The sequence below is a fragment of the Pseudomonas sp. C6002 genome (assembly GCF_013385805.1).
Lineage (GTDB): Bacteria > Pseudomonadota > Gammaproteobacteria > Pseudomonadales > Pseudomonadaceae > Aquipseudomonas.
Genome location: NZ_JACAPH010000009.1, coordinates 342992 through 357702, shown reverse-complemented (window position 1 = coordinate 357702; position 14711 = coordinate 342992). Strand labels below are relative to the sequence as shown.

General features: G+C 60.7%; 11 protein-coding genes. 6 read left to right on the top strand and 5 right to left on the bottom strand.

Features of this window, described 5'->3' with window-relative positions; all coding sequences use genetic code 11:
- Nucleotides 1-23 precede the first annotated feature (23 nt).
- From glgB to HX817_RS05395, 3 genes are all read right to left on the bottom strand, one after another.
- The gene (glgB, locus tag HX817_RS05405) at nucleotides 24-2258 is read right to left on the bottom strand and encodes a 1,4-alpha-glucan branching protein GlgB (RefSeq protein WP_003207521.1); all 2235 of its coding nucleotides are present in this window, start codon (nucleotides 2256-2258) and stop codon (nucleotides 24-26) included.
- Entirely contained in the window at nucleotides 2255-5602 is a 3348-nt protein-coding gene (treS, locus tag HX817_RS05400) for a maltose alpha-D-glucosyltransferase (RefSeq protein ID WP_177039912.1), read from the bottom strand. The genes glgB and treS overlap by 4 nt, the downstream gene beginning before the upstream one ends.
- 173 nt (nucleotides 5603-5775) lie before the next feature.
- Complete coding sequence (locus HX817_RS05395) at nucleotides 5776-7773, bottom strand: alpha-1,4-glucan--maltose-1-phosphate maltosyltransferase (protein ID WP_003207517.1); 1998 nt, start codon at nucleotides 7771-7773, stop codon at nucleotides 5776-5778.
- A 205-nt stretch (nucleotides 7774-7978) separates the two neighbouring features.
- Between HX817_RS05395 and HX817_RS05390 the strand changes: the two genes are divergently transcribed.
- Nucleotides 7979-8137 carry a hypothetical protein gene (locus HX817_RS05390; protein WP_166742161.1) on the top strand — a complete coding sequence of 53 codons (159 nt, stop codon included), beginning with the start codon at nucleotides 7979-7981 and terminating at the stop codon, nucleotides 8135-8137.
- A 195-nt stretch (nucleotides 8138-8332) separates the two neighbouring features.
- Complete coding sequence (locus HX817_RS05385) at nucleotides 8333-9169, top strand: hypothetical protein (protein ID WP_177039911.1); 837 nt, start codon at nucleotides 8333-8335, stop codon at nucleotides 9167-9169.
- 85 nt (nucleotides 9170-9254) lie between these two features.
- Here the strand turns inward: HX817_RS05385 and HX817_RS05380 are convergent, their stop codons facing one another.
- Nucleotides 9255-9749, bottom strand: a complete 495-nt coding sequence (locus HX817_RS05380; protein WP_087692384.1) for an MgtC/SapB family protein — start codon at nucleotides 9747-9749, stop codon at nucleotides 9255-9257.
- A gap of 120 nt (nucleotides 9750-9869) precedes the next feature.
- Between HX817_RS05380 and HX817_RS05375 the strand changes: the two genes are divergently transcribed.
- The 4 genes from HX817_RS05375 to HX817_RS05360 all read left to right on the top strand — a co-directional run bounded on the left by HX817_RS05375 (nucleotide 9870) and on the right by HX817_RS05360 (nucleotide 13848).
- Nucleotides 9870-10109 (top strand): DUF3203 family protein, encoded by a 240-nt coding sequence (locus HX817_RS05375; protein ID WP_003207514.1) that lies wholly within the window; start codon nucleotides 9870-9872, stop codon nucleotides 10107-10109.
- Between the two features lie 184 nt (nucleotides 10110-10293).
- Nucleotides 10294-11709, top strand: a complete 1416-nt coding sequence (gene ccoG, locus HX817_RS05370; RefSeq protein WP_177039910.1) for a cytochrome c oxidase accessory protein CcoG — start codon at nucleotides 10294-10296, stop codon at nucleotides 11707-11709.
- A gap of 169 nt (nucleotides 11710-11878) precedes the next feature.
- Nucleotides 11879-13288 carry a GntR family transcriptional regulator MpaR gene (gene mapR / locus HX817_RS05365; RefSeq protein WP_003207510.1) on the top strand — a complete coding sequence of 470 codons (1410 nt, stop codon included), beginning with the start codon at nucleotides 11879-11881 and terminating at the stop codon, nucleotides 13286-13288.
- A gap of 188 nt (nucleotides 13289-13476) precedes the next feature.
- Complete coding sequence (locus HX817_RS05360; RefSeq protein ID WP_177039909.1) at nucleotides 13477-13848, top strand: hypothetical protein; 372 nt, start codon at nucleotides 13477-13479, stop codon at nucleotides 13846-13848.
- Between the two features lie 49 nt (nucleotides 13849-13897).
- On the opposite strand, the gene HX817_RS05355 is transcribed toward HX817_RS05360, so the two are convergent.
- Nucleotides 13898-14644, bottom strand: a complete 747-nt coding sequence (locus HX817_RS05355) for an SDR family oxidoreductase (protein ID WP_008435175.1) — start codon at nucleotides 14642-14644, stop codon at nucleotides 13898-13900.
- Between the last annotated feature and the right edge of the window lie 67 nt (nucleotides 14645-14711).

Sequence of the window (14711 nt, the reverse complement as noted above, 5' to 3'; positions counted from 1 at the left end):
ATGGGGTCTTCATCGGCTGGAAGTCAGGCGTCCGGTCGCAGGATCAGCACGCCCAATGGCGGCAGGTTCAACGACAGCGACAACGGCTGCCCATGCCTGGGCTCCTCCTCCGTAAACGCCCCGCCACCGTTGCCGAAGTTGGAACCGGCATAGGTGTCGGCATCGCTGTTGATCACCTCGCTCCAGCGCCCGGCAAACGGCACACCGACCTTGTAGGCCTCACGCGGCACCGGCGTGAAGTTGGCCACCACCAGCACCGGCCTGCCGTCCTTGCTCCAGCGCAACCAGGCGTAGACGCTGTTGATCGCGTCATCCCCAATCAACCACTGGAAGCCCTGTGGCGCGTCGTCCTGGTCATGCAGCGCCGGCTCTTCGCGGTACAGGCGGTTCAGGTCGCCCACCAGTTTCTGCACGCCCCGGTGTTCGGGGTATTGCAGCAGGTACCAGTCCAGTTGCTGATCGTGGTTCCACTCGCGCCATTGGCCGAACTCGCAGCCCATGAACAGCAGCTTCTTGCCCGGGTGCATCCACATGAAGCTCAGGTATGCCCGCAGGTTGGCAAATTTCTGCCAGCGGTCGCCGGGCATCTTGTCGATCAACGAGTGCTTGCCGTGTACCACTTCATCGTGGGAAATCGGCAGGATAAAACGCTCGGACCAGGCATACACCAGGCCGAAACTCAGCTCGTTGTGGTGATGGGCACGGTACACCGGGTCCTGCTGGATGTAGTGCAGCGAATCGTGCATCCAGCCCATGTTCCACTTGTAGTTGAACCCCAGGCCGCCCTGTTGGGTCGGCTGGCTTACGCCCGGCCATGCGGTGGACTCCTCGGCGATCACCAGCGCGCCGGGGGCCTCAAGGGCAACGACATCGTTGAGGTGGCGCAGGAAGTCGATGGCCTCGAGGTTTTCCCGCCCGCCGTGGCGGTTGGGTACCCATTCACCGGCCTTGCGCGAATAGTCGCGGTACAGCATCGAGGCCACCGCATCCACCCGCAGGCCATCGATATGGAAATGCTTGAGCCAGTGCAACGCCGACGCCAGCATGAAGCCGTGGACTTCGGTGCGGCCGAGGTTGTAGATCAGGGTGTCCCAATCCTGGTGGAAGCCTTCCAGCGGGTTGGCGTATTCGTACAGCGCGGTGCCGTCGAATTGCGCCAGGCCGTGGGTATCGGTGGGGAAATGCGCCGGCACCCAATCCAGGATCACGCCGATGTCGGCCTGATGGCAGGCGTTGACGAAAAATGCGAAATCCTCCGGCGAGCCGAAACGTGCCGTCGGGGCAAATTGCGACAGCGCCTGATAACCCCATGAGCCGCCGAACGGGTGCTCCATGATCGGCATCAGTTCGATATGGGTGAAGCCCAACTGCTGTACATAAGGGATCAACCGCTCGGTCAGCTCGCGCCAACTGTACTGGCGGGACACCTCGCCGACTTCATCCAGCTCGCACTGCCAGGAACCGGCATGCAACTCGTAGATCGACAAGGGTGCGCTGGGCTTTTGTCGCTCGCTGCGCGATTGCATCCAGTCGTGGTCCTGCCAGTCGACCTGCAGCGGCGAAGCGACCTTGGACGCAGTATCCGGCGGCAACTGCGTGGCCAGGGCCATGGGGTCGGCCTTGAGCGGCAGAATCCCGTGGGCACCGAGGATTTCATACTTGTAGGCCGCGCCGGGTTGCAGGCGCGGGATGAAAATCTCCCACACCCCGGACGGATGGCGCAGGCGCATCGGATGACGGCGCCCGTCCCAGATATTGAAGTCGCCCACCACCGAGACCCGGCGGGCATTCGGTGCCCATACCGCAAAACGCACGCCCTGGACCCCGTCGACGCTGGTCACTTGTGCCCCGAGGCAACTGCTCAGGTCGCGGTGATTGCCTTCGGCAAACAGGTACAGGTCCATCTCCCCCAGCAGCAGTTGCTGGAAGCTGTAAGGGTCTTCGGTGATCTGTTCGCCACCGGCCCACTGGATCTTCAGCAAGTACGCCTGACGGCTGCCGAAATGCCCGACAAACAAGCCCGGCACCTGGGTCGCATCAAGGCTGCCGATGTGCTCGCCGCTGTCGCGGGCCAGGACCTGGACACTCAGCGCTTCCGGCAGGAAGGCGCGAATGAACTGGCCGCCCTGCTCGTCGTCATGGGGACCCAGGATCGAGAATGGATCATGGTGCTCGGCCCGCACCAGGGCTTCGATATCAGCAGGTTTGGGCATCACACTCAACTTTTCCTGCAGCGGTTCTTTGCTTGTAAAACTCATGACGTCTCCCCACCGCGTGCAGTTTTCGATATTGGTTTCAACCCGCTGAGCAGCCCGTGCAAACCTTGCAACGGCACCGGCAACCAGCTCGGGCGATTCTCTGCTTCGTAGGCCACTTCGTACGCGGCCTTCTCCAGGCTGAACAACGCCAGCGCTGCGTCCTGGCCTTTGGCATCCTGCCAGTCATGGGCCAGTGTAGTCGTGGCAGCGTGATAGGCCTGGATAAATGCCTGCCTGGCCTCATGCAAGTAGCGATCCGCCACACGTTGTCGGGACGCATTGGCCTGGGGCGACTGGTCGACGCCCTGCACATTCACCGCCATGGCCGCCGCGTAATCAAACGAGCGCAGCACCCCGCTCACATCCTTGTACGGGCTGTGTTTGCCACGACGTTCAGGCAGCGGCCGCGCCGGTTCGCCCTCGAAGTCGATGAGGTAGGCATCGCCCTTGACCACCAGTACCTGGCCCAGGTGCAGGTCGCCGTGCACGCGAATGCGCAACCCGCCCACCGTGGCTTTCGCCAGGTCCTGAACGTGACTGGCGATGGCCTTTTTCTGCTCCAGTAAAGCACTGACCAACGCCTGATCGGCAGGGTTCAACTTGGTTTGATGCTGTTTGAGCAACTGCAAGGCGTGGTCGATTTGTGCGCCTACGTGCCTGGCCCAGCCCTGGCTGTCCTTGAGGGTTGTGACCTCGGGCTTGAACGCCTTGTTAGTGGTGGGCGCCGCCAGCACCAGGTGCATCTCGCCCAGGCGCTGGCCGAGCAAGCCGGCGAAATCCGCCAGCTCGCCAAGGGCGTTGTAGTGCTGTTCCTGCTCGGACATGGCTTCGGCCAGTTCGTCGCGAATCGCTCGCTCCAGGTTATTCTGGGTCCAGCCCCAAGCGTCGCCCTGGTTGCTCAGGTAACCCTGGGCGATCATCAGCAGGTTGTCCTGGCCATCGGCATCGTGGCGGATCACCGAGCCCAACAGCGGCGAGATATGCTCGTAGCCGGCCTCGGTCAGGTAGGCGCCCATTTCCAGCTCGGGGTGAACCCCGGCGCTGACTTTTCGGATCAACTTGAGCACCAGGCTGCCGCCCACCACCACGGAACTGTTGGACTGCTCCGCCGCGAGGTAGCGCACTTCCGACTCGTCGTTCAATTCCAGTTTGGCCAACTGCGCCGTGGGCTCGAAGCGAATCTCGCCATCGGTGGAGTCGAGGACGGTTTTGGCCTGCAGGCCTTGGATCACGCTGCGGATATAAGTGTCGAGGCTGAAGGCATCGGTCACCAAACCTACCTGACGCACTCGCCGTACACGGGCAAGCGCGAGTTGTTGCGGCAAGGCGCTGGTGAACTGGTCTTCGCCAAGGAAGCCGAACGGCAGTTGATAGCGGCTGACCTGGCCGGCGCTGGTGACTTCGATTTCACTGAGCAGCACCGGATGCTGCGGGTCGCCGAAGCGCACGCCATAAGCGATGTGCACGCTGTCGATTGCCGTATCCTTGCTGGCAAACCAGCGGCGCTTGGGCAGCCACGCCGGCAACGCATTCTGTTCCAGGGTGGTGCGGCACGGTGCTTCGAGCAATTCTTCCATGCGCTTCTTCAGCACCAGGGTGGTGAAGTCCGGGATGCTTTGCGCCGGTTCCACGTGCCAGCTTGGCATCTGGTTTTCCGCCGCCAGCACGAACCAATAGAAGCCATACGGCGCCAGGGTCAGCAGGAAATTCAGCTGGCCAATGGGCGGGAAGGCATTGCCACCGAGCATCTCCACCGGAACCATGCCGGCAAACGCCGAGAGGTCCAGTTCTGCGGCCTGGGCACTGCGGGACACGTTGGCGACGCACAGGATGATTTCATTCTTGCCATCGGCGCCTGCGTATTCGCGGGTATACGCCAGGATGCGGCGGTTGCTGGGCGAGAGCATTTTCAGGCTGCCGCGACCGAACGCCTTGGACTGTTTACGCACCGCGAGCATGCGCCGCGTCCAGTTCAGCAACGAGTGCGGGTCCTGGGTCTGGGTTTCGACGTTGACCGACTGGTAGCCGTATTGCGGGTCCATGATCGGCGGCAATACCAGGCTGGCCGGGTCGGCGCGGGAGAAGCCGCCGTTGCGGTCGATGGACCATTGCATCGGCGTACGCACGCCGTCGCGGTCACCTAGGTAGATGTTGTCGCCCATGCCGATCTCATCGCCGTAGTACAGGGTCGGCGTGCCCGGCATCGACAGCAGCAGGCTGTTGAGCAGCTCGATGCGCCGGCGGTCGCGTTCCATCAGCGGCGCCAGGCGGCGGCGAATTCCCAGGTTGATACGTGCACGGCGGTCGGCAGCGTAATAGTTCCAGAGGTAGTCGCGCTCTTTGTCGGTGACCATTTCCAGGGTCAGTTCATCGTGGTTGCGCAGGAAGATTGCCCATTGGCAATTGGCCGGGATCTCCGGGGTCTGGCGCAGGATGTCGGTGATCGGGAAACGGTCTTCCTGGGCCAGCGCCATGTACATGCGCGGCATCAGCGGGAAGTGGAACGCCATATGGCACTCATCGCCGTCGTCGCCCTTTTTGTCCCCGAAGTACAACTGGGTGTCTTCCGGCCATTGGTTGGCTTCGGCCAGGAGCATGCGGTCGGGGTAGTTGGCGTCGATCTCGGCGCGGATCTGCTTGAGCACGTCGTGGGTTTCGGGGAGGTTTTCGTTGTTGGTGCCGTCGCGCTCGATCAGGTATGGAATGGCGTCCAGGCGCAGGCCGTCGATGCCCATGTCGAGCCAGTAGCGCATCACCGACAGGACGGCTTTCATGACCTGCGGGTTATCGAAGTTGAGGTCCGGCTGGTGGGAGTAAAAGCGGTGCCAGAAGTATTGGCCGGCGACCGGGTCCCAGGTCCAGTTGGACTTTTCGGTGTCGAGGAAAATGATCCGGGTGCCGTCGTATTTCTGGTCGTCATCGGACCATACATAGAAATCCCGCGCCGCCGAGCCGGGCTTGGCCTTGCGGGCGCGCTGGAACCAGGGGTGCTGGTCGGAGGTGTGGTTGATCACCAGCTCGGTGATCACCCGCAGCCCGCGTTTATGGGCTTCGGCGATAAAGCGCTTGGCGTCGGCCATGGTCCCGTAGTCGCTGTGCACACCGCGGTATTCGGCGATGTCGTAGCCATCGTCACGGCGTGGCGAGGGGTAGAACGGTAGTAGCCAGATGGTGTTCACACCAAGGTCGGCGATGTAGTCGAGCTTGGCGATCAGCCCGGGAAAATCACCGATGCCGTCGTTGTTGGAGTCGAAATAGGATTTGACGTGAACCTGATAAATCACCGCGTCTTTGTACCAGAGCGGATCTTTGATAAAGGTGGCAGCCTTGGGTTTCTTCGCCATTGGAAACTCCTGGGAATTCGAAAAATTCTGCCTGAAGGAACTCGGTCAATGTGGGAGCGGGCTTGCTCGCGAAAGCGGTATATCAGTGGACCGATTCGGAGACTGACACTCCGCTTTCGCGAGCAAGCCCGCTCCCACCTTTGATCTCCAGTGGTTTGGAGATCGGTGTCGATTCAGGAAACGGTAATGCGCCAGATGCCAAACGGCTGATGCCACGGTTCGATGCGCATCCACTGGGTCTTGCCGTACCACGTCCAGCGGTGGCCGGTCATCAGGTCTTCGCCCTGGGTCTGGGCGTCGTCCGGCAGGCCCATCTCCCACAGCGGCAACTCGAAATTGGCCTCCTGGGCGTTGAACGGGTCGAGACTCACGGCCACCAGGATAAAGTTGCTGCCATCCTCGCTGCGTTTGCCGAAGTACAGGATGTTGTCGTTCCACGCGTTGTAGAGTTTGAGCCCCAGGTGCGTCTGCAAGGCCGGGTTCTGCCGGCGGATGCGGTTGAGCTGGGCGATCTCGGCAATGATGTTGCCCGGCGCCGTGAAGTCTCGCGGGCGGATCTCGTACTTCTCCGAGTCCAGGTACTCTTCCTTGCCCGGCACCGGTGCCGCTTCGCACAGTTCAAAACCCGAGTACATGCCCCACAGGCCTGAGCCCATGGTGGCCAACGCGGCGCGGATCAAGAAGCCGGCGCGGCCGGATTCATGCAGGAAGCCGGGGTTGATGTCCGGGGTGTTGACGAAGAAGTTCGGCCGGAAGCACTCGCGCCACGGCGACTCGTTCAGTTCGCTCAGGTACTCGCTCAACTCGGCCTTGGTGTTGCGCCAGGTGAAGTAGGTGTAGCTCTGGGAGTAACCAACCTTGCCCAGGCGCGCCATCATCGCCGGGGTGGTGAAGGCTTCGGCGAGGAAGATCACTTCGGGGTATTTAGAACGCACATCGCTGATCAGCCATTGCCAGAACGGCAGCGGCTTGGTGTGGGGGTTGTCGACGCGAAAGGTCTTCACGCCCTCTTCCACCCAACCGACCACGATGTCGCGCAACTCGACCCACAGGCTGGGAATCGCGTCGGCCGCATAGAAGTCGACGTTGACGATGTCCTGGTATTTCTTCGGCGGGTTCTCGGCGTATTTGATCGTGCCGTCGGGCCGCCAGTTGAACCAGCCCGGATGCTGTTTGAGCCACGGGTGGTCCTGGGAGCACTGGATGGCAAAATCCAGGGCGATTTCAAGGCCATGGTCGGCGGCGGCCTTGACCAGGTTGCGGAAATCTTCACGGGTGCCCAACTGCGAATGGATCGCCTCGTGGCCGCCCTCTTCGCTGCCGATGGCATACGGGCTGCCCGGGTCGTCCGGCCCGGCGGTCAGGGAATTGTTCTTGCCCTTGCGGTGGCTGCGACCGATCGGATGGATCGGCGGGAAGTACAGCACGTCAAAGCCCATGTCGTGGATCATCGACAGCCGTGAGTGCACATCGTTGAATGTGCCATGGCGCGCGGGATCGTCGGTGATCGAGCGGGGAAACAACTCGTACCAGCTGGCAAATTGCGCAGCCTCGCGCTCTACATCAATCGGATACACCGGGCTGATGCTCAAATAGGCGCGGTGATCGGCCTGGGTCATCAGGTGTGCACTGTCTTCGTGCAGGAACAACGCGACCTGCTCGGTTTCCAGCAAACCGGAGAGTTCGTGGTGCAGCAACATCAAGCGGTCACGCAGCTCATTGTCACTGCGCTCGGCGGCTTGCAAGACCTGGCTGCGACCTTCCTGCAACTCCAGGCTGACGGGCACCCCGGCCTCGTGTTTCTTGCTCAGTTCGTAGCGAAAGCTGGCAAACGTGTCGATCCAGGCTTCGATGCAATACTCATGCGGGCCCTGGGCGGTCACGGTGAATGCGCCTTCCCAGCCGTTGTTGCCGACATCGGTCATCACCACGCTGTGCCAGCTTTCTTCACTGCGCGGGCGCCAGCGGATCATCACCGCAAGCTTGTCGTGGCCATCAGCGAACACCTTGCTGGCAACCTGCACGCGCTGGCCAACTACAGCCTTGACCGCGAACTCGCCGCCATCGATCACCGGGGTCGTGCTTTCAATCGCGATCCTTGGCAGCAACAGTGCCTGGGACAGCGGTAATGTGGAGGTTGAATCGTCTTGAGTCAGTGTTTCAGCAGTCATCGAGCATCTCCCCTTAACGCCCAGTGGACGCTCTTGTGCTTGATTCAAATTCTGAAACGACGCCACTCTCCCTGAGCAGGGCCGTCTAGGTTCCGAGCATGCCGACGAGTGAAAAGTTCAGGCGGATATCCCGCCATCGGGCGGGGAATCAAATCCACCACGCGATTGTCCACCGATAGAGCAAAGCACAAAGGAGGCCACACCGATGAATATCCCTATTCCGGCTGAAACGCCTGATCCCAATATAGATAAGCCCACATTACCGCCGACCGAACCCGACCCGGTTCCCGAGCAGGAACCGCCAGGCACACAGCCACCACCGGTGGAGGAACCACCGACGACGATGCCGCCGGTGATTGTCTGAAGAGACCGATCACAGGAAGTAAAAAGCGGAAGCTTCAGGCTTCCGCGTTTACTTGAATCTATAAGCTGCAACTTCATTCACAAAAAATTATAAAGAACTGTCAAAACCGACAGTATCAGCCGAGACGAACGCCGCCCATGATCAAAGTGTGCGACGCGCGAACAACAGAACAATAAAACCTCTCGGAGATACCTCATGAAAAGAACAGCCGCCTACCTGCTGCTTTCCCTTTGCACCTTGACCGCCTGCACCACCGAACCCTCCGGCCCGTTCGAAACGGAAATCGCAAGCAAATTAAACAACCGCTACCAGGACACCGCTGCTCAGTGTGCCAATGGCCTGGCCCTGTATCACTGCAATGGGGTGCTTATTCGCGTCACTGACAGCCTCATAGCATCGCCCGGCGAGCTTGAGCGCAATGCCGCCGCATTCTCTTACCTGCGAGCCGACCTGGGTATCAGGAAGCTGTTTGCACGGGACGCTGGCGTAATAATGTCGGCATTGCCCTCCACCGCAGCGGGCCCAATCAGCGTGCGCTGCTCTTTTCCCACCAATGGTGCGACAGGTGACCGCCCGGATGGATGCGGCGAAACTTCCAGGGAGCTGCCAGGCTACCAGCGTGAATGGAGCCGGCACTGCGATGAGCAAGGCGTGGTGGATGGCCCCACCTGGCTGGCCCACTTCAACAAAGTCAAACCGGCTTATTTTTTTATGTGTGCGTTTCGTGGATCGGTGCAGCAGTTTTCTCTAAGCATCACTGTCAGAAAACTGATGCCGGCAAACTATATTGAAGATTGGAATGAAGTCGTCACCTCAGCCTGGACAGTGTCCGAGATTGATAAAGTCCCCTTCCAGGCTTTCTTCTATAACGCTGCCAACTTGCCAGGAAGAGATGCGGCCAAGAAACTTCAGCGCGAGTATTACGGCTATACGCAGCGCCTGCTTCCGGTGGTTCGTGTTGACTTGCTCGCTCAAGACCAACGCATATTCGCGTATCACAAAGAAGATCAAATCACCATTCCGGTACGGTGATCAGTCCAGCAGGAGCGTGAAGTTGCACACGCCTCGATATCACCTGTCAGCCCATTCACGCGCGACCTGATGAAACATACGGCGACTAATTCTTTTCCAATAGCCTGACGATTCTTGGCATCACACTGAACACCGCCAAGGCCAACAACGTGCTGAGTACCGCCGTGGATTCCCGCCCCATTCCCGCCGCCACCCCAATGGCGGCGGTCATCCACAAGCCGGCGGCGGTGGTCAGGCCTTTGACGTGCTGACCCTCCTCGTCTTCCTTGCCCTTTAGGATGGTGCCGGCGCCAAGAAAGCCGATGCCCGCGATCACGCCCTGCAGCACACGGCTCATGGCGTCTGCCTGGGAGCCGGACATGCTCGGCACCAACACGAACAGCGCGGCGCCCAGGGCCACGAGCATGTGGGTGCGTACCCCGGCGGCCTTGCCTTTCTGTTCGCGCTCGTAACCCAGGATCCCGCCCAATATCGCCGCAATCAGCAGCCGAACGGTGATTTGCGTGAGTTGCCGGGCATCGCCGATATCGGCAAATTCCGCTTGCAGGGTTACCCAGACTTCATGCCACCAGGCGTCCATGGACGTTTCCTTGTTGGGGGTCGATAGAACATGGACAGCATCGACCGTCAGTCAGTTGCGCAGAACCATTGCCTGCGCATCCCACCCTAATCAGTAATAGCCCACAAAAAGGAGATCGATATGCCCGTACGTATCGAAGGTCAGCAATGTTTCTTCACCGTCGATGTGGACGGCCACGAGAAACAACTGGAAGCCACCCATGTCACGGTCGAAACCGACAGCGAAAAATCCATGTCGTTCGTGAAGCTGAACGGTGACCGCACCTATATCACCGAAGCCGAAGCCGACGCATTGACCGTAGCGGGTGCCAAAGACGGCCGTAAGCACTTGAAAGCTACCGACGGTGATTCGGTGATTTGATTGACCTGGATCAGCCCCGCCTCAAAAGCGCTGCACCCCGCGCACCACCGGGTGCAGCACATTGTCGCAGGCATGCACGGGCGGCCCATCTGATCCGCTTTTTATCGCCATACCTGAGTCTGTTATGCAAACAGAGCGCCGGTCATAGTTCATCTGCCTGATGGAGGCTGATGAGCGAAAGACCATGAGCGATAGAATCCCCGTCCGAACCGTAGAAGTGTTTGAGCCTGCACATCCAAAGAAGATGAAGGCCAAATCCAGCGACAACCTGATTCACACCCGCAGTTTTACCGGCCTGTTCCGTACCTTGCGCATGGCAGGCGCAGGCTTTCTGTTCCTGGCATTTTTCGGCACCGTGTGGCTGAACTGGGGCGGACGGCAGGCGGTGTTATGGGACCTGGCTGAAAGCAAATTCCACATCTTCGGTGCCACGTTCTGGCCCCAGGATTTCATCCTGCTGTCGGCGCTGTTGATCATCTGCGCGTTCGGCCTGTTCGCCATCACCGTATTCGCAGGGCGTGTGTGGTGTGGCTATACCTGCCCGCAAAGCTCGTTTACCTGGCTGTTCATGTGGTGCGAAAAGGTCACTGAAGGCGAGCGAAACCAACGCATCAAGCTGCAAGCTGCGCCCTGGAGCCTGGACAAGCTGGCGCGGCGCTCGGCCAAGCACACGCTGTGGCTGGGGATCAGCGTGCTGACCGGGCTGACATTTGTCGGCTACTTCACGCCGATCCGGCCGCTGGCCGAGGAGCTGCTGACCTGGCAAATGGGCGGCGTAAGCCTGTTCTGGGTGCTGTTCTTTACCGGCGCCACCTACATCAACGCCGGCTGGCTGCGTGAAGCAGTGTGCATGCACATGTGCCCGTATGCGCGGTTCCAGAGTGTGATGTTCGACAAGGACACCCTGACCATTTCCTACGACGTAGCCCGCGGCGAGAACCGTGGCCCGCGCAAACGAGACGTGCAACCGGCGGACGTCGGCCTGGGTGATTGCATCGACTGCCAGCTGTGCGTGCAGGTATGCCCCACCGGCATCGACATCCGTGACGGCCTGCAAATGGAATGCATCGGCTGCGCCGCGTGTATCGATGCCTGTGATTCGATCATGGATAAAATGGGCTATGCCCGCGGCCTGGTCAGCTACACCTCGGAGCATCAGTTGCAAGGTGGCAAGACCCATCTGCTCAGGCCACGCCTGATCGGCTACAGTGCCGTGCTGCTGGTGATGATCGGCGCGCTGGTGGTGGCGCTGGTGGAACGCCCGATGGTGTCGCTGGACGTGACCAAGGACCGGGGGATGTTCCGCGAGAACAGTGACGGCTTGATCGAGAACATCTACAGCCTCAAGGTCATCAACAAGACCCAGCAGCGCCAGGATTACCGCCTGGAGCTGATGGACGGCGACGGCTTCCAGCTGCAGGGCAAGACCGAGATCAGCCTGGCACCAGGTGAGATTACCGATGTGCCGGTGTCGGTGGCGATGACCGCAGAGAAGCCGGCCAGCAGTTCGCAGACGATCCGCTTCAAGGTCTCGGATGTGGATGAGCCGTGGATTTACAGCGCGGCGGACAGCCGGTTTGTGGCGCCATTGAATCGCTGAGCCCAGCTTTCAGCAACACTGGAGATCAAATGTGGGAGCGGGCTTGCTCGCGAAAACGGTGTGTCAGTCAATGGATACATCAACTGAAAGATTGCTTTCGCGAGCAAGCCCGCTCCCACCGTTTGATCTGTGTTCAATCAGCAAAATCTGTTCAAAGCACTGAGCCCCAATGAAACGCTACGAGAAATTCGCCGACGACATCGCAGAACTGATCCGCTCCGGCGTGCTCGGGCCCGGCCAGCGCGTGCCTTCGGTGCGTTATGCCAGCCAGACCTACGGTGTCAGCCCGTCCACGGTGTTCCAGGCCTACTACCTGCTGGAGCGACGCGGGCTGATCCGCGCCCGGCCGCGCTCCGGGTACTTCGTCAACACCCATGCGCCCAGCCCGTTTTCCGAGCCGGTGGTGAGTGCCCATGTGCACGAGTCCACCGAGGTGGACGTCAGCGAATTGGTGTTCTCGGTGCTCGATTCCATCAAGGACCCGCAAACCGTGCCCTTCGGCTCGGCCTTCCCCAGCCCGACGCTGTTCCCGCTGCAACGCCTGGCCCGTTCCCTGGCCAGCGCCAGCCGGGAAATGGACCCGCGCATGGTGGTCACCGACATGTCGCCGGGCAACCCGCAACTGCGCCGGCAAATTGCCTTGCGCTACATGGTGGGCGGGCTGATGCTGCCCATGGAAGAACTGTTGATCACCAACGGCGCCCTTGAAGCACTGAACCTGTGCCTGCAAGCCGTGACCGAGCCGGGCGACCTGGTGGCCATCGAAGCACCGGCGTTCTACGCCAGCCTGCAAATCCTCGAGCGCCTGAAACTCAAGGCGGTGGAAATCCCCGTACACCCACGCGATGGCATCGACCTCAAGGTGCTGGCGCAAAGCCTGGAGCGTTACCCGATCAAGGCCTGCTGGTGCATGACCAGTTTCCAGAACCCGATGGGCGCAACCATGCCCGAGGCCCGGAAACAGGAACTGGTGGAGTTACTGCGCAGCCACCAGGTGCCGCTGATCGAAGACGACGTGTACGCCGAGTTGTACTACGGTCAACAGGCGCCCAAGCCGGCGAAGGCGTTCGACACCGAAGGCCTGGTGATGCATTGCGGCTCGTTCGCCAAGAGCCTGGCTCCGGGCTACCGCATCGGCTGGGTCGCCGCCGGACGTTATGCGCAGAAGATCGAGCGGCTGAAGTTGATGACGTCGCTGTGTGCCTCGATGCCCGCGCAGGCGGCGATTGCCGATTACCTGCAACACGGCGGGTACGACCGGCACCTGCGTAAATTGCGTTACGCGCTGGAAGAACAGCAAAGCGCCATGCTCGCCGCCATCGCGCGCTATTTCCCGGCGCAGACACGGGTCAGCCAGCCTGCCGGCGGGTACTTCCTGTGGCTGGAATTGCCGGAACAAACCGACTCGTTGAAGTTGTTCCAGATGGCGCTGGCCCAGGGCATCAGCATCGCACCGGGACCGATCTTCTCGCCGACACAGCGCTTCAGGAACTGCATTCGCTTGAACTACGGCAGCCCGTGGGATGAGTCGTGTGAGAAGGCGATGGAGACGCTGGGGAAGATTGTGCGGTCGTTTTAACCTACGGATGGGAACCGTAGCCGGGCTAAGAACCACACAGGAGTGCGCTATTTCTTACGATAGAAAGAGCGCATTCACTTGGTTCACATCAGAGATGCCTTATGACTATTTCTTCAGCTGCCGGCCTGCGACCCCTTCCCGTTCCTCCCCACTATATGCGTGCCGCAGAGCAGCAACAGGTGCGCGAAATGACAGGCGCTACCGGGCGCCCCGCGGGAGATCATCGATCAAGTAACCAGATTACCGAACAAAGCCCTGTGCTGAAGAACTTCCTGGATAACCGCGACCACTACGAAGTGAGCGATGACCTGAAGCGCCAGGTGGGTGACTGGAGCGCGGCCAACCAAGACCCGGACTCTCGCGCCGACGCCACCTACAACCTGGATAAGGTACTGCGATTTATCGACAACGTGGACGATCTCAAATTAAGCGCCAGCCATAGCCGCAACGGTGTCCTGGACGGTTTTTCGAATCACGGCTACACCATTCATCCAGACTCGGAGGCCAGCCTGCTCAAGGCGTTTTCCCTCAGGGGCTATGAAGCGCTGCGCGGCGCCTGATACCTGGGCTGTGGCGAGCGGCGTGCCCCTCGCCACAGGCGGTACAAAACTAACGACCGCCCGCCAGGTCAAGAAAGGTTCCCGTCGCATAGGACGCCTTGTCCGAGAGTAGCCAGATAATCCCTTCCGCGACTTCCTCTGCACGCCCGCCACGGGCCATGGGGATGCCCGGCTCAAGCTTGCTGACCCGATCCGGGTCGCCGCTCAGGGCGTGGAAGTCGGTGAAAATAAACCCGGGACGCACGCCATTGACCCGGATCCCCTCGCCCGCCACTTCCTTGGAGAGCCCGAGAGTGAAGGTATCCAGCGCGCCCTTGGACGCGGCGTAATCCACATATTCCCCCGGCGAGCCCAACCGCGCGGCGGCCGATGAAACGTTGACGATGCTACCGCCCTGCCCGCCATGCTTGGGCGACATGCGCAGCAGCGCATGCTTGGCACACAGGATCGGCCCCAACACATTGGTCCTGAGGGTCTTCAGGATGCGGAACTCGGACATCTCATCGACCCGCGACTTGTGCCCGACGGTACCTGCGTTGTTGACCAGTGCCGTCACCCGGCCCAGTTCGGTATCGACCCGGTGGAACAGGCCAATCACTTCGTCTTCAATGCTGACATCAGCCCGCACGGCAATCGCCTGGGCGCCGAGGGCACGCACTTGCTCAAGTACGCGGTGGGCGGCGTCTTCATCGGCCTGGTAATTGATACAGATGCGATAGCCCTGGGCGGCGGCCAGCAGCGCCGTGGCGGCGCCGATCCCACGACTGCCACCGGTGATGACGACGACTTTGTCCATGTGTAAGGTCTCCTGGTTCAACGTGAGCTGATGGATCCAATACTACCTGCGCCCTGCAGGTTTTGCA

Excerpts from the sequence above, each read along its gene's own strand:
- HX817_RS05355 (WP_008435175.1), bottom strand. The coding sequence starts at position 14,644 with ATGGACAAAGTCGTCGTCATCACCGGTGGCAGTCGTGGGATCGGCGCC.
- HX817_RS05375 (WP_003207514.1), top strand. The coding sequence starts at position 9,870 with ATGCCCGTACGTATCGAAGGTCAGCAATGTTTCTTCACCGTCGATGTG.
- HX817_RS05380 (WP_087692384.1), bottom strand. The coding sequence starts at position 9,749 with ATGGACGCCTGGTGGCATGAAGTCTGGGTAACCCTGCAAGCGGAATTT.
- HX817_RS05390 (WP_166742161.1), top strand. The coding sequence starts at position 7,979 with ATGAATATCCCTATTCCGGCTGAAACGCCTGATCCCAATATAGATAAG.
- HX817_RS05385 (WP_177039911.1), top strand. The coding sequence starts at position 8,333 with ATGAAAAGAACAGCCGCCTACCTGCTGCTTTCCCTTTGCACCTTGACC.
- mapR (WP_003207510.1), top strand. The coding sequence starts at position 11,879 with ATGAAACGCTACGAGAAATTCGCCGACGACATCGCAGAACTGATCCGC.
- ccoG (WP_177039910.1), top strand. The coding sequence starts at position 10,294 with ATGAGCGATAGAATCCCCGTCCGAACCGTAGAAGTGTTTGAGCCTGCA.
- treS (WP_177039912.1), bottom strand. The coding sequence starts at position 5,602 with ATGGCGAAGAAACCCAAGGCTGCCACCTTTATCAAAGATCCGCTCTGG.
- glgB (WP_003207521.1), bottom strand. The coding sequence starts at position 2,258 with ATGAGTTTTACAAGCAAAGAACCGCTGCAGGAAAAGTTGAGTGTGATG.
- HX817_RS05395 (WP_003207517.1), bottom strand. The coding sequence starts at position 7,773 with ATGACTGCTGAAACACTGACTCAAGACGATTCAACCTCCACATTACCG.
- HX817_RS05360 (WP_177039909.1), top strand. The coding sequence starts at position 13,477 with ATGACAGGCGCTACCGGGCGCCCCGCGGGAGATCATCGATCAAGTAAC.